The 12,842-nt window shown below is 62.4% G+C and carries 11 protein-coding genes; 3 read left to right on the top strand and 8 right to left on the bottom strand.

Translation table 11 applies throughout. The features are described 5' to 3' along the window. Positions 1-19: 19 nt before the first annotated feature. The 7 genes from lpdA to FBZ99_RS19750 form a co-directional block, all read right to left on the bottom strand. Entirely contained in the window at positions 20-1,408 is a 1,389-nt protein-coding gene (gene lpdA / locus FBZ99_RS19780) for a dihydrolipoyl dehydrogenase (RefSeq protein WP_145634437.1), read from the bottom strand. A gap of 4 nt (positions 1,409-1,412) precedes the next feature. After that, positions 1,413-2,717 (bottom strand): dihydrolipoamide acetyltransferase family protein, encoded by a 1,305-nt coding sequence (locus FBZ99_RS19775; protein WP_145634435.1) that lies wholly within the window; start codon positions 2,715-2,717, stop codon positions 1,413-1,415. A 2-nt stretch (positions 2,718-2,719) separates the two neighbouring features. Then, a complete protein-coding gene (locus FBZ99_RS19770; protein ID WP_145634433.1) occupies positions 2,720-3,733 on the bottom strand; it encodes an alpha-ketoacid dehydrogenase subunit beta in 1,014 nt (337 codons plus the stop codon). 1 nt (position 3,734) lies between these two features. After that, positions 3,735-4,967: a 3-methyl-2-oxobutanoate dehydrogenase (2-methylpropanoyl-transferring) subunit alpha gene (locus FBZ99_RS19765; protein ID WP_113353245.1), complete on the bottom strand. Its 1,233-nt coding sequence runs from the start codon at positions 4,965-4,967 to the stop codon at positions 3,735-3,737. An 81-nt stretch (positions 4,968-5,048) separates the two neighbouring features. Further along, a complete protein-coding gene (locus tag FBZ99_RS19760) occupies positions 5,049-6,176 on the bottom strand; it encodes an acyl-CoA dehydrogenase family protein (RefSeq protein ID WP_145634431.1) in 1,128 nt (375 codons plus the stop codon). Positions 6,177-6,200: 24 nt separating this feature from the next. Then, positions 6,201-7,388: an acetyl-CoA C-acyltransferase gene (locus FBZ99_RS19755; protein WP_113353247.1), complete on the bottom strand. Its 1,188-nt coding sequence runs from the start codon at positions 7,386-7,388 to the stop codon at positions 6,201-6,203. A gap of 26 nt (positions 7,389-7,414) precedes the next feature. Next, the gene (locus FBZ99_RS19750; protein ID WP_145321467.1) at positions 7,415-8,182 is read right to left on the bottom strand and encodes a 3-hydroxyacyl-CoA dehydrogenase; all 768 of its coding nucleotides are present in this window, start codon (positions 8,180-8,182) and stop codon (positions 7,415-7,417) included. 137 nt (positions 8,183-8,319) lie between these two features. Between FBZ99_RS19750 and FBZ99_RS19745 the strand changes: the two genes are divergently transcribed. Then, entirely contained in the window at positions 8,320-9,384 is a 1,065-nt protein-coding gene (locus FBZ99_RS19745) for an AraC family transcriptional regulator (protein WP_442966494.1), read from the top strand. A 111-nt stretch (positions 9,385-9,495) separates the two neighbouring features. On the opposite strand, the gene FBZ99_RS19740 is transcribed toward FBZ99_RS19745, so the two are convergent. Further along, a complete protein-coding gene (locus FBZ99_RS19740) occupies positions 9,496-10,383 on the bottom strand; it encodes a LysR substrate-binding domain-containing protein (protein WP_145634429.1) in 888 nt (295 codons plus the stop codon). 107 nt (positions 10,384-10,490) lie between these two features. Between FBZ99_RS19740 and FBZ99_RS19735 the strand changes: the two genes are divergently transcribed. Together FBZ99_RS19735 and FBZ99_RS19730 are read left to right on the top strand one after the other, a co-directional pair. Next, the gene (locus FBZ99_RS19735) at positions 10,491-11,744 is read left to right on the top strand and encodes an aromatic ring-hydroxylating oxygenase subunit alpha (RefSeq protein WP_113353249.1); all 1,254 of its coding nucleotides are present in this window, start codon (positions 10,491-10,493) and stop codon (positions 11,742-11,744) included. Then, a complete protein-coding gene (locus FBZ99_RS19730; protein ID WP_145634426.1) occupies positions 11,734-12,816 on the top strand; it encodes an FAD-binding oxidoreductase in 1,083 nt (360 codons plus the stop codon). The genes FBZ99_RS19735 and FBZ99_RS19730 overlap by 11 nt, the downstream gene beginning before the upstream one ends. Positions 12,817-12,842 lie beyond the last annotated feature (26 nt).

The raw sequence follows: 12,842 nt of genomic DNA, 5'->3' as shown, positions 1-12,842 counted from the left end.
ATTGGCAGCTGAGACCGGTTCAGATGTGCAGGGCATGGCCAAGCGCCTTCAACGCGGCTTCCTGCAGGCTTTCGCTGCGGGTCGGGTGGGCGTGGATCGTCCCGGCGATGTCTTCCAGCCGCGCGCCCATCTCGAGTGCCAGCGAGAACGCGCTTGACAACTCCGAGACGCCGGCACCAACCGCCTGCAGGCCAAGCACCAGATTGGTGTCCGCGCGCGCTACAGCCCGCACAAAACCGTCTTCCGACTGGGTCGTCATCGCACGACCGTTGGCGGCGAAGGGAAAGAGACCGACGCGGATTTCATAGCCCTGGGCGCGCGCTTCATCGGGTGAAAGCCCCGCCGTGACGATCTCGGGATCGGTGAAGCATACGGCGGGAATGGCACGTTTATCCCAGACACGCTTTCGGCCGGCGACGATCTCCGCAACCATCTCCCCCTGCGCCATGGCGCGATGGGCAAGCATCGGCTCGCCCGTGACATCGCCGATGGCATAGACACCACGCATGGAAGTGCGGCAGCGCTCATCGATGCGAATGAAACGGCCCGCGCGATCGAGATCGAGTTCCTCGAGACCCCAACCTTCCGTGCGTGGCTTGCGCCCGACTGTGACGAGAACCTTGTCAGCGGCGATCCGCTCTTCCTCGCCGGCAGCGGTCTCGATCAGCAGCGCCTCTCCCGAATAGGCTTTCGCCTTCGCTCCAATCAGAACGCGCACGCCGAGCTCAGCCAAGCGTTTGGCAACCGGCTTGACGAGCTCGGCGTCATATTGTGGCAGGATTTGCGCCATCGCCTCGACCACCGTGACCTGCGCGCCCAGCTTGGCGAAGGCAGTGCCGAGTTCCAGGCCGATATAGCCGCCGCCGACAACAGCGAGACTATTGGGCACACTTGTCAACGACAGCGCCTCGGTGGACGAGAGGACCGCTCCGCCAAAGGGCAGCAGCGGCAACTCGACCGGTTCGGAGCCAGTCGCGATGACAACTGCTTCTGCACGGATGACCTGAGTTCCGGTCTCGGTCTCGACCTCGACGGTCTTGCCGTCGCGGAACGTCGCCTGGCCATGCACGATCTTGACCTTGGACTTGCGCAAAAGACCGAGTACGCCGTTGTTCAGCCGGCCGACGATGCCATCTTTCCAGCGTATGGTCTGCGCGAGATCGAGCTTTGGCGCCTCGACAGTGATGCCGAGCGCGTTGGGTGTGGTCATGTGGCTGACCTTTTCGAACTCCTCGGCCGCGTGGATCAGCGCCTTGGAGGGGATGCAGCCGATATTCAGGCAGGTGCCGCCAGCCTTTGTGGATTCGACGATCACCGTATCGACGCCGAGCTGACCGGCGCGGATGGCGCAGATATAGCCGCCGGGTCCGGCACCGATGACGAGGAGCTTGCAGACGATTTCTTTCATGTCATCAACCTTCGATGAAGATCAGCGCGGGGGTTTCGAGCAGCGCCTTGATCCGCTGGATGAAGACCGCCGCGTCCCAGCCGTCGACGATGCGATGGTCGAAGCTCGACGACAGGTTCATGATCTTGCGCGGGATGAACTGGCTCCCGTCCCAGACGGGCTGGGTCATGATCTTGTTGACGCCGACGATCGCGACTTCGGGATGGTTGATGATCGGCGTCGTCACGATGCCGCCGAGCGCGCCGAGCGAGGAGATGGTGATCGTGGAACCGGACAGCTCCTCGCGTGCGGCGGTGCCATTGCGGGCGGCGTCGGCAAGGCGTGTCAGCTCGGCGGCGCAATCCCAGATCGACCTGGCTTCGGCGTGGCGGACGACCGGTACGGTCAGGCCGGAGGGTGTCTGCGTGGCGATGCCGATATGGACGGCGCCGTAGCGGGTGACGACACCGGCATCGTCGTCGAAGGTGGCGTTGATACCGGGCTGCTCGCCCAGCGTCTTCACCATCGCCCGCATCAGGAAGGGCAGAATGGTCAGCTTCGGCTGATCGGGCTTGCGGCCGGCATTCATCGTCGCTCGCAAGTCTTCAAGGTCGGTGACATCGACCTCTTCGACATAGGTGATGTGGGGAATGCGCGAGGCGGCGAGGCGCATCTTCTCGGCGATACGCCGGCGCAGGCCGGTGACCTTGATCTCCTCGACATCGGTCTTGCGGGCGGGGCCGGTTGAAGCAGCGGTTGCATGCTGCACGCCATGCGCGATGAACTGATCGAGATTGTCATGGGTAATGCGTCCCGCGGGCCCAGTGCCGGGCACCTGGCGCAAATCGACACCAGCCTCCTGGGCACGCAACCGCACGGCGGGGGAAGCAAGCGGACGCTCCGCCGGTTCGCGAGGAACCGGGCGCTCGACCGGCGCCGTCGACTGAATAGCCTTCGCTTCGACCATCGGTCTTGCCGGAGATGGTGCGACCGGCTTGGGCCCTGTCACCTCGTCCTTGGCCGGTTCGGTCTTCACAGGTTGGGGAGCCGCGGCGAGGGAGGCCTCTTCGCTCGCATTCCCATCCTCGCCGGCGACCTGGATGCGCAAGAGCGGCGCCTTGACGGCGACCGTATCGCCGACATCGGCGCCGAGCCAAAGCACGACCCCTTCGACCGGCGAGGGGATTTCCACCGTCGCCTTGTCAGTCATGACTGCCGCGAGCACCATGTCCTCACGCACCGGGTCGCCCGGCTTGACATGCCATTCGACCAGCTCGGCCTCGGCCACGCCCTCACCCACATCGGGCATCTTGATGACGAATTCACCCATCCTCAGCCCTCCATCACTTCTTTCAACGCCCGGCCAACACGGGCGGGACCGGGGAAATAGTCCCATTCCTGTGCGTGCGGATACGGCGTGTCCCAGCCGGTCACGCGCACGATCGGCGCCTCGAGACTATAGAAGCAGTGCTCCTGAACCAGTGATGCGACTTCCGCGCCGAAGCCGGAGGTAAGCGTCGCCTCGTGCACGACGACGCAGCGGCCGGTCTTCTTCACCGACTGGACGATCGTATCGAGGTCGAGCGGCAGAAGGCTGCGCAGATCGATCACCTCGGCATCGATCCCTGTCTCCTCGGCCGCGGCAAGCGCCACATGCACCATCGTACCGTAGGCGACCACGGTGACGGCATTCCCCGGCCGGCGGATTTCCGCCTTGCCGATCGGGATCGTGTAATGCCCTTCCGGAACCTCGCCGAGATCATGTTTCGACCAGGGCGTCACCGGCCTTTCGTGATGACCATCGAAGGGGCCGTTATAGAGCCGCTTCGGTTCGAGGAACATCACCGGGTCCGGATCCTCTATCGCCGCGATCAGCAGGCCCTTGGCGTCGTAGGGATTGGACGGCACGATCACCTTCAATCCGCAGACATGGGTAAACAGCGCTTCCGGGCTCTGGCTATGCGTCTGCCCACCGAAGATGCCGCCGCCGGTCGGCATGCGCACGACGATCGGGCAGGTAAAGTCGCCATTGGAGCGGTAGCGGATGCGCGCCGCTTCCTGGGTGATCTGGTCATAGGCCGGATACATATAATCAGCGAACTGGATTTCGACGCAGGGCTTCAAGCCGTAGGCCGCCATGCCGATCGCCGTACCGAGAATACCGGATTCGTTGATTGGCGCATCGAAGCAGCGGGTCTTGCCGTATTTGGCCTGGAGTCCTTGCGTAGCGCGGAAAACCCCGCCGAAGTAGCCGACATCCTCGCCGAAGACGACGACATCGTCGTCACGCCCCATCGAGACGTCCATGGCGCTGCGCACGGCCTCGATCATTGTCATTCTTGCCATGTCAGTACCCCGCCTTCTGCCGCTGGCGGCGGATATGGGCGGGCATTTCCGCATAGACGCCCTCGAAGATGTCGCGCACCGATGGCTTGCCGCCCGCATGCAGCGTGCCGTGGCTTTCGGCCTGCTTCTGTGCCTCGATAACTTCATCGAGAACCTCGGCCTCCGCCTGGGCATGGCGCTCTTCCGACCAGACACCACGCACGATCAGATGCTTCTTTAGCCGCAGCACTGGGTCGCCGAGCGGCCAGGCCTCGGATTCGGTTTTCGGCCGATAGGCGCTCGGGTCATCGGAGGTGGAATGGGCGCCGACGCGGTAGGTGACATATTCGATCAGTGTTGGGCCGAGGTTGCGCCTTGCGCGCTCGGCCGCCCATTTGGCGACGGCATAGACCGCCAGATAGTCATTGCCGTCGACCCGAAGCGCTGGGATGCCGAAGCCAAGGCCGCGAGCGGCGAAGGTTCCGGAACCGCCGCGGGCAATGCCCTGGAAGGTGGAGATGGCCCATTGGTTGTTGACGATATTGAGGATGACCGGCGCCTTATAGGTGGAGGCGAAGACCAGCGCCGAATGGAAATCGGATTCGGCCGTCGAACCGTCGCCGATCCATGCGGCGGCGATCTTGGTGTCATTCTTGATTGCCGACGCCATCGCCCAGCCGACCGCCTGCACATATTGGGTGGCAAGATTGCCGGAGATGGTAAAGAAGCCATGCTCCTTCGATGAATACATGATCGGCAGTTGCCGACCACGCAAGGGATCGGCCTCGTTCGAGTAGATCTGGTTCATCATCTCGACCATCGGATAGTTGTCGGCGATCAAGAGGCCCGCTTGCCGGTAGGTCGGAAAGTTCATGTCCCCTTTGTTCAGCGCCTTGCGGAAGGCGGAACTCACCGCCTCTTCGCCAAGATGCTGCATATAGAAGGAGGTCTTTCCCTGTCGCTGCGCCATCAGCATGCGCGCGTCGAAGGCCCTGAGCTTCATCATGTTGCGCAAGCCCGTCAGCAACTCCTCATCGGAGAGCAATCCGGCCCAGGGGCCGACCGCCTCGCCGTCGCGGTTGAGAACGCGGATGATGGAATAGGCGAGATCGCGGATCTCCTCGGGCGCAACGTCGACCGCCGGTCTTGGCACGGAGCCGGCCTTGGCGATCTTGACATTGGAGAAATCCGGCTGGCCGCCTGGCCGCACCGCCGGCTCGGGGACGTGCAGGCTCAGATTTGGAACCTCGTTCATGCGCTGTGATACCTCCCTTGTCGGCCGCCCCTCCCGCGCTCCCCACGGCGGGCACGACCGCAAACATTCCACGAAAACATACTATAAGTTGCGCGCGATAACGATGCGCTGAACGTCGCTCGTTCCCTCGTAAATCTGGCAGATGCGGACGTCCCGGTAGATGCGCTCGACCGGATAGTCCGCCATATATCCGTAGCCGCCATGGATCTGGATCGCGTCGGAGCAGACCTTTTCGGCCATTTCCGACGCGAACAGCTTCGCCATCGACGCTTCGGTAAGGCAGGGCCGCCCCTCCTCCTTCAACTGTGCCGCGTGCAACACCATCTGGCGGGCGACCTCGATCTGCGTCGCCATATCGGCAAGCCGGAAGGCGACAGCCTGATGATCGATGATCGGCGAGCCGAACGTCTTGCGTTCACGGGCATAGTCGCGCGCCGCCTCGAAAGCCGCTCGCGCCATGCCGATGGATTGCGATGCGATGCCAATGCGCCCGCCTTCGAGATTCGACAGGGCGATCCTGTAACCGTCGCCTTCCTCGCCGAGCCGATTTTCCACCGGGACGCGCATGCCGGTAAAGGCGATCTGGCAGGTGTCGGACGAGTGGAGACCGAGCTTGTGTTCGACGCGCACGACTTCGTAGCCGGGCGTGTCGGTCGGCACGATGAAGGCGGAAATTCCCCTCTTGCCCGCCTCGGAGTCTGTGACGGCAAAGACGATGATGACATTGCCATTCTTACCCGACGTAATGAATTGCTTGGCGCCGTCGATAACATAATGATCACCGTCTCGGCGGGCACGAGTCTTCAGGTTCGAGGCATCGGAGCCAGCCTGCGGCTCCGTCAGGGCAAAGCCACCGATCCATTCGCCGCTTGCCAGTTTCGGCAGGAAGCGCTGCTTCTGCTCCTCCGTGCCGTATTTCAGGATCGGTACGCAGCCGACGGAGCTGTGCACGCTCATGATGGTCGAGCACGGCCCGTCTCCGGCGGCAATTTCCTCAAGTGCCACGGTATAGGCGATCACGCCCGTTTCCGAACCGCCATAGGCCTCGGGCACGAGCATGCCGAGGAAGCCGAGTTCGCCCATCTCCTTCAATTCCTCGCGGGGGAAGAGGCTCTTCGCGTCGCGCTCGGCGGCTCCCGGAGCCAGGCGCTCCCTGGCGAAATCACGCGCCATGTCGCGAATCTGGATGTGGTCTTCGCTCAGGATCATGGTCCGGTCTCCTCCTCGAACCCTTCAGTTCAGTTCGACGGCCATGGCGGTTGCTTCGCCGCCGCCGATGCAAAGCGTCGCCATGCCACGCCTCATGCCGTGGCGCTTGAGCGCTGCAAGCAGCGTGACGAGCACGCGGGCCCCGGACGCGCCGATCGGATGGCCGAGCGCGCAGGCGCCGCCGTGAACGTTGACCTTGTCGTGCGGCAGGTCGAGATCGCGCATAGCCGCCATGGCGACGACAGCAAAAGCCTCATTGATCTCGAACAGATCGACATCCCGAAGGCTCCAGCCGGTGCGTTCGGAAAGCTTGCGCAGCGCGCCGATTGGCGCGGTCGCGAAGAGATTGGGCGCCTGCGAATGCGTGGCGTGGCCGACGATAGTGGCAAGCGGTACGATACCTTCGCGCTCGGCCGTTGAGCGGCGCATCAGCACCAGCGCGGCGGCACCATCGGAGATGGACGAGGCATTCGCGGCGGTCACCGTGCCGTTTTCACGGAAAGCCGGCTTGAGCGTCGGGATTTTTTCCGGTTTCGCCTTGCCGGGCTGTTCGTCACGGCCGACAACCAGTTCGGATCGCCCTGTCTTGACGGTGACTGGCACGATCTCACTATCGAATGCACCCTCCTCGGTCGCCTTGCGGGCGCGGGTCAGGGATGTGACGGCGTAGTCGTCCTGCGCCGCGCGCGTAAACTGATAGGCTTCGGCGCAATCCTCGGCGAAAGTGCCCATGAGGCGTCCCTTGTCATAGGCGTCTTCGAGCCCATCGAGGAACATATGGTCGATGACGCGGGCGTGCCCGAGCCGGTAGCCGCCGCGTGCCCTATCGAGAAGATAGGGGGCATTTGTCATGCTCTCCATGCCGCCGGCAATGGCGATCGACGCGCTGCCGGCGCCGATCAGATCGTGTGCCAGCATGACGGCCTTCATTCCCGAACCGCACATCTTGTTGACGGTTGTCGCTCCCGTCGCAAACGGCAGGCCAGCGCCGATCGCGGCCTGTCTTGCCGGTGCCTGACCCTGCCCGGCCGAAAGAACGCAACCGAAGACCACCTCCTCAATTGCGTCCGGGCCAACGCCGCCGCGCTCGAGGGCCGCGCGGATGGCGGCGGCCCCGAGTTCCGGCGCCGTGCAATCCCTAAGATCTCCCTGGAAGCTACCCATTGGGGTACGGGCCGCGCCAACGATGACGATCGGATCTTCTCGCGTCATATCAAACCTCCAGTTACGAGCCTGCCTCAGTGCGGCGCCATGCGCAACGCTCCATCGAGGCGGATGACTTCGCCATTCAGCATGACGTTCTCACAGATGTGGCGTACCAATGCGGCGAATTCCACCGGCTTTCCGAAGCGCTGCGGAAAGGGCACGCTCTTGCTCAGCGAATCCTGCACCTCCTGCGGCATGCCGGCCATCATCGGCGTCTCGAAAATGCCTGGCGCGATGGCAACGACGCGAATGCCGCTGCGCGCCAATTCGCGAGCGATCGGCAGCGTCATGGCGGCAACGCCGCCCTTGGAAGCCGCATAGGCCGCCTGACCGATCTGTCCGTCGAAGGCGGCAATCGAAGCCGTGCTGACGATGACCCCGCGCTCGCCGTCCGTATCCGGCTGCTCCTTGGCGATGGCCGCCGCCGCGAGCCGGATCATGTTGAAAGTGCCGATAAGATTGATGCCGATCGCGCGGCTGAAACTGTCGAGCCGGTGCGGACCGTTGCGGCCGATCACCTTCTCGCCGGGCGCGACGCCGGCGCAATTGACGAGCCCATGCAGATGGCCAAAGCGTTCTATCGCCATGTCGATCGCGGCCTGGGCGTCTTCTTCCTGCGTGACATCCGTCTTGATAAAGGTCGCGCGGGCACCAAGCTCACCGACAATACCGGCGCCAGCATCGGCATTGACGTCGGCTATGACGACATTAGCCCCCTCATCCGTCAGCATGCGCGCGACCGCCGCTCCAAGGCCCGAACCGCCACCGGTAACGACGAAAGTCTTTCCCTGGATCAACATGGTCGCTCTCCTCCAGCGCAGCCGATTTCAACCGAGGGCCTCCACGCTTCGTGCAGTCGCCCGCAGTATCGCATCCCCGGAAGAGCGCGGTTACCTCGCGCCTCGCCTAAGCTTATCGTCGCGCGATATTGCATTCGATGACAAAAGCGTCTCAAATCATCGGCCAGTTTTACCATATTTTACAGGTCATGACGATGACGGAAACCGCGCGGCGGATGATATCACCTTTCTTCGTGAAAGAGGCGATCGACTGCCTTCGGCGGCATGGAAAATCCCCCGAACGATTGCTCGCGACACTCGGCCTATCCACGCAGATCGACGTGCCGGTTTCGGCCGAAAGCTATGGCGCGCTGTGGCTGGCGATCGCGGCCGAGATGGATGACGAATTCTTCGGCATGGGCGGCAGGCCCATGCGTCGCGGCAGCTTCACGCTGCTTTGCCATTGCGTGCTGCACGCAAGGACCCTCGACCAGGCGCTACGGCGCGCTCTCAGGTTCTTAAACATCGTGCTGGAGGATCCGGAAGGGCATCTCGAAGTGGCGGATGGGTTGGCGCATATCGTGCTGACCGACCGTGCGAGCGAACGCTCAGCCTTTGCCTATCGGACCTACTGGATTCTCCTGCACGGCATTGCATGCTGGCTCATCGGGCGCCGCATTCCGCTTAGAATGGTCGACTTTCGCTGTGCGGAGCCAGATCATGGCGCCGAGTACCGACAATTCTTCGGGGCGCCCGTCCGTTTCTTACAGCCGGTTAGCAGGCTCGCCTTCGATGCCGCTCTCCTCAGACTGCCGGTGATACGCAACGAGCAAGCCCTGAGGCAATTTCTTCGCAATGCGCCGGCCAATATCCTCGTGCGTTACCGCTATGACGCCGGCCTTGCAGCGAGCGTGCGCAAGCGGCTGCGCCAATCATCGCCTGCCTCATGGAAGGCATTTGACGATTTGGCCGCGCAAATGCGCATGTCTCCTTCGACCCTGCGGCATCGCCTCCATGCCGAGGGCCAGAACTATGCCGCCATCAGGGATGAAATCCGCCGCGATCTTGCAATCGAGATGCTGCAAACGACCAAGTTCGGCGTCGGGGAGATCGCGACACGCCTCGGCTTTTCCGAACCCAGCGCCTTTCATCGGGCATTCCGGAAGTGGACCGCAAGAAGCCCCGCGGCATTTCGAAAGGAAATGACCGCGCGGAACCGGTGACCGCGCCAGCCGCCGGTCTTCCAACGGCCTGCGCCATGGTGCTTCGTCATGGCCAGCGACGGTATTCGCGATCTCGACAAGCCTTATCTAGCTTGAGTTTCGAAACTGGCCTTACCGCGTCAGCGCATTGGCAAGCCAGTGTGCGGCGTGTTCCGCGGCGAGCGTAAGGCGCGGCCTTGCTGGAAGGAGAACGTGATACCGGTCGGGGGTGGAGATCTCGCGCTCCTCCAAGGCGACGAGCGTGCCATCCTCCAGGAAAGTCTGGACAAGAAGACGCCAGCCGAGCGCGATCCCCTGCCCCGCACGCGCGGCCGCGATCGCCTCCGTATAGTGGTTGAAGCGAAGATGCGGCTTTATTCGCAACGCCCGGCCCGTTTCCTGAACCCATTGCGTCCAGGAGAGCCATGAGCGATCGTGAGCGTCTGTCTCTATGAACTCATCGGCATCGGACATCTGCGCCGTCGGACGACGCCGATAATAGTCGGGCGAGCATACGGGAACGACGACGTCCTCCTGGGCGGCGACTATCTTGGCGTCGGCAAACGGCGGCCTGCCGTATCGAATGGCTACGTCTATGCCGCCAGCGTCCAGGTCGATTCTTGCGTCCTGCGAGATGACCCTGATCTGCACGCCCGCATTCTCCCGCCGAAACTCCGTCAGCCGCGGGAGCAGCCAGAAGGAGGAGAAGGCGACGGTCGCGCCGATCGTCACGACGTTCTGCTGGGAGGATCTGACCACATCGACGGCGTCCGCGATGCTGGCGAAGCTTTGCGCGAGCGTTGTTCCCAGGGTGAGGCACGCAGCAGTCGGTTCGATGGCGCGATGCTTGCGTACGAACATCGGCAGAGCGAGTTCCTCTTCCAATGTCGCGATCTGGCGGCTGACGGCTGCCTGAGTGACGCCAAGCTCGATCGCCGCCGCCGTAAAGCTCCGGTGCCGTAGAACGGCCTCGAGCGTCATCAACGCGGTCAGGGAGGGAATTCGCCGCCGAAAGTTCATATGCATCCCTCACATTACATAATGTTATGCGTTCGTGAAAATTAATGCCGTTGAAGCATAACGGATGCAAGGGCAAACTGCGGATCATAGAACCATAAGAGGCTATCATGCTAAACAGGCTTCCATCCTCCATCTCCGCCCTGCTTGAAGCACGCGCCGATGGTTATTCCCTGCCTGCCGGCCTCTATACCCGCGAGGATGTCTTCGAGGCCGATATCGACGTCTTCTTTCACAAGCACTGGATCTGCGTCGGCCTCGACTGCGACGTACCGGAACCAGGCGATGCCACCGTTGTCGATATTGGCAAGACCAGCCTGATCCTGCTTCGCGACGACGACGGCGAAATTCGCGTGCTTCACAACGTCTGTCGCCATCGCGGGTCGCGCCTGCTCGATGCCGGCAAGACGATCGTCTCGAAGCTTGTCTGTCCCTATCACACATGGACCTACGAACTGACCGGGGAGCTGAGCTATGCGCCACACATGGGCAAGGATCTGGACAAGCGGTGCCATAGCCTGAAGCCGGTGAACTTCAAGTCGATCGGCGGCCTGATCTATGTGTGCCTCTCCGACAATCCGCCGGAAGACATCGCAACCCTCGAGCAGGTGATGATCGAGCGCCTTGCGCCCTACGACATCCGGAATGCCAAGGTCGCTTATCAGACCGATGTCATCGAGGACGGCAACTGGAAGCTCACGATGGAAAACAATCGCGAGTGCTACCACTGTTCCGCCAATCATCCCGAGCTCTGCGTCTCCTTCGTCGATCTCGACTTCGGCTTCGATCCGGAAACGTTGAACCCAGAGGACCGCGAGCAGGCCGCCGAGCACTTCCGGCTCTACGACGAGCGGACAAAAGCCTGGGAGGCGGATGGTTTCCCGTCGGCGGCAGTCGAACAGCTCGTCGACTGCGCCACGAACTTCCGCACACAGCGTCTGATCATCGCCGGGGCCGGCGAATCCCAGACACATGATGCGACCGCGGCGTCATCGAAGCTGCTTGGTCGGATGACCCGCAAGGATCTCGGCGACACGCATCTTTGGGGCCATAATAGCTGGAATCACTTCATGGGCGATCACGCTGTCGTCGCGATCGTCATCCCGCTCTCTGCCGGCAAGACGCTCGTCAGAACCAAATGGCTGGTCCACAAGGATGCCGTCGAAGGTAAGGACTATGACCTCGACAAGCTTACGGACGTCTGGGTCGCCACGACGGACCAGGATGCAGGCCTCGTCGCCCGCTCGCATGCCGGCGTACTCGACCCTGCATACCAGCCCGGCCCCTATTCTCGATTCTCGGAAACCAATCTGGACAAGTTCGCGACCTGGTATATCGATCGGATGCGCGCCCATGGGTATTGAATTCGCTCAGATGCAGCGCGGCCAGGTCGCTATGTGGGATCCGGAGTACGACGAGACGCTTGTATGCATCGACGTGCACCAGGAGACGCATGACGTGAAGAGTTTCACATTCGCGTCTCCGGAAGGCAAGCGCTTCAGCTTCGATGCCGGGCAGTACTTTTTGTTCGATTTCCCGATGGGTCCGGATAGTGAAGCGCGCTGCTACAGCATCTCGTCGTCGCCCCATCGCGACAACGCGTTCACCGTCACGGTCAAGCGCGTGCCCGGCGGCAAGGTCTCAAACTGGCTGCATGACACCATGACTGCCGGCATGATGGTCAAGGGCCAGGGGCCGCTCGGTCACTTTATCCGTCCGCAAGGCGAAAAGACGAAACTCCTGCTGCTCTCGGGCGGATCCGGCATCACGCCGGTCATGTCGATCACACGCGATCTGGCGGATCGATACGAACCCTCGGACATCGTTTTTCTTCACGCGGCGCGCACGCCCTCCGACCTCATCTTCCGCCATGACCTTTCCGGCCTCGCGACAAGGATGAAAGGCCTGCGTCTCCAGTTCCTGCCGGAAACGGTGGCTGGCGAGCCGGCGTGGCCGGGATTGACCGGGCGGCTCTCGCTCGAGTACCTCAAGCTTGCGGTTCCCGACATCGCCGAGCGTGTCGTCATGTGCTGCGGCCCGGCCCCCTTCATGGCGGCGGCGCGTTCCATCACCGCGGCATTGGGCGTTCCCGCGTCAAATTACATCGAAGAGAGTTTCGATGCGGCTGTCATCGACGAGCCGGGACCGGAGGTCGAGCAACAACCGGCCCAGAAGATCTATCGGGTCGAGTTTTCGAAGCAGAAGCGAATGCTGCAAGTCTCCTCCGATCAAACGGTGCTTGCGGCCGCGAAGAAGGGTAGCATCAGGCTTCCTTCGTCCTGTTCGAATGGCATGTGCGGCACGTGCAAATCCAAGCTCGTCTCTGGCTCGGTCGAAATGAATCACAATGGCGGTATCCGTCAGCGGGAAATCGATGCCGGGATGTTCCTGCCCTGCTGCTCGAAGCCGCTTAGCGATCTCGTCGTTGATCGCTGACGAAGGATTGATGCGAGAGGCGATGC

Source organism: Rhizobium sp. ERR 1071, from assembly GCF_007828675.1.
Lineage (GTDB): Bacteria > Pseudomonadota > Alphaproteobacteria > Rhizobiales > Rhizobiaceae > Rhizobium > Rhizobium dioscoreae.
Note: the sequence above shows the minus strand (reverse complement) of the source record. Positions and strands in the feature narration are given on the sequence as shown.